Source organism: Microbacterium sp. B24, assembly GCF_000333415.1.
In the GTDB taxonomy this organism is placed as follows: domain Bacteria; phylum Actinomycetota; class Actinomycetes; order Actinomycetales; family Microbacteriaceae; genus Microbacterium.
This window is the reverse complement of sequence record NZ_BADB01000138.1, coordinates 1-1,469: the sequence shown is the minus strand read 5'-3', so window position 1 is coordinate 1,469 and position 1,469 is coordinate 1. Positions and strand designations below refer to the sequence as shown.

Annotated in this window: 2 protein-coding genes; both read right to left on the bottom strand. The window is 65.6% G+C overall.

Features of this window, described 5'->3' with window-relative positions:
- Positions 1-20 precede the first annotated feature (20 nt).
- On the bottom strand, positions 21-377 hold the full coding sequence (locus I5I_RS03195; protein ID WP_239640003.1) for a carbohydrate ABC transporter permease: 357 nt from the start codon (positions 375-377) through the stop codon (positions 21-23).
- 109 nt (positions 378-486) lie between these two features.
- Positions 487-1,469 (bottom strand): ABC transporter substrate-binding protein (locus I5I_RS03190; RefSeq protein ID WP_036316395.1); only part of this gene is annotated, 983 nt, incomplete at its 5' end.

Here is a 1,469-nt window from a genome sequence, read left to right as displayed (position 1 = left end):
AGCTCGGTCCCGGGGATCCTCTAGAGTCTGAGCATGAGGGCGAAGCCGAGGCCGAGCACGAGGTGGGCGGCGACGCTGACGACGGTGAAGACGACCGTGTTGGAGGTCGCCTTCCAGAACGCGCCGTCGCCGAGCACCGTCAGGTAGTTCTGGATGCCGACGAACTGGCCGTTCTTGCTGAGGATGACGTTGCTCTGCAGCGAGTAGCCGATGACCATGACGATCGGGACGATCATCAGCACGAGCAGGAGGATCAGCGTCGGCGCGAGGAAGGCGTACGACTCGGTCGTGCGGCGCAGCTGGCGCCGGCGACGCGAGTGCGCGACGCCGGTGACGAGCACCTCGGTGTCGAGCGAGACGGGGGTTTTCAGGGTCATGAGACCGCACGGCTCCTTGCGGGGTTCCGGCCGGCGCCGGACGGGTGGGTGGGCGGGTGCCGCACCGCTGTCGCGCAGCGATGCGGCACCCGGGTGGGGGCGAGGCGGCTCAGAACGCTGCGGCCCAGGACGTCTGCGCGTTCTTGAGCGCATCGTCCATGGACTGCTGACCGTCCAGCGCCGTCTGCAGCTGCTGGCCGAGCTGGCGCATGAGGTCCTCCGCGGTCGGCAGCCCGGTGAACTCGTTCGCGGGATAGCCCGCCTTGTAGATGTCGAACGCCTTCTTGAACAGTTCGTCGCTGCCCGAGAAGTCCGGGGTGGACTGCGTGTTGCCGGGGAACGCCTTGGCCAGTGTCGACAGCTTCGAGTTGGTGTCCTTGCTCATCAGGAACGACACCAGCTTGAACGCGGCATCCTTGTGCGCGGAGTTCTCGGCGACGCCGATGCCCCACGACGCGTAGGGGATGCCGCGCTGTCCGGTGTAGCCGTCGGCGGCGGGGATCGCCGAGATCGAGAACTTGAGGTTGGGGTTCGACTGACGGATCAGGTTGATGTGCGCCAGCGAGTCGATCATCATGCCGACGCGACCGTTGGTGAACTCCTCGACCTTGTCCTGCTCCTTCATCGTGAAGGATCCGGAGGCGATGACACCGTCCTTCCACAGCCCGTCGATGTAGTTCATCGCGGAGGTCACGTCTTTGTTGGTGAGATCGGGCTTGCCGTCCTTCAGCATCGATCCGCCCGACGCCCACACCCAGGACATCACGTCGTTCTGCACGCCGTTGGGGGCTTCGAGCGACAGCGGCAGGACCCAGCCGGAGACGTCGCCGCCGAGGGCCTTGATCTTCTTCGCGGCATCGGCGAACTCGGTGCGCGTGGACGGGGGTGCGGTGACGCCGGCCTTGGCGAGCAGGTCGTCGTTCGTGAACATCGGGTAGACGAAGTTGACGACCGGGATCATGTAGGTGCTGCCGTCGACCTTGATCTGGCTCGCCAGTTGACTCTCGTCGTAGTTGTTCTGCGTCATCAGGTCGGTGAGGTTCGCGATCACGCCCTTCGAGGCGAAGTCGTTGACCCACGCGCCGTCGAGGC

Coding starts and splice junctions, on each gene's coding strand:
- I5I_RS03195 (WP_239640003.1), bottom strand. CDS start 377: ATGACCCTGAAAACCCCCGTCTCGCTCGACACCGAGGTGCTCGTCACC.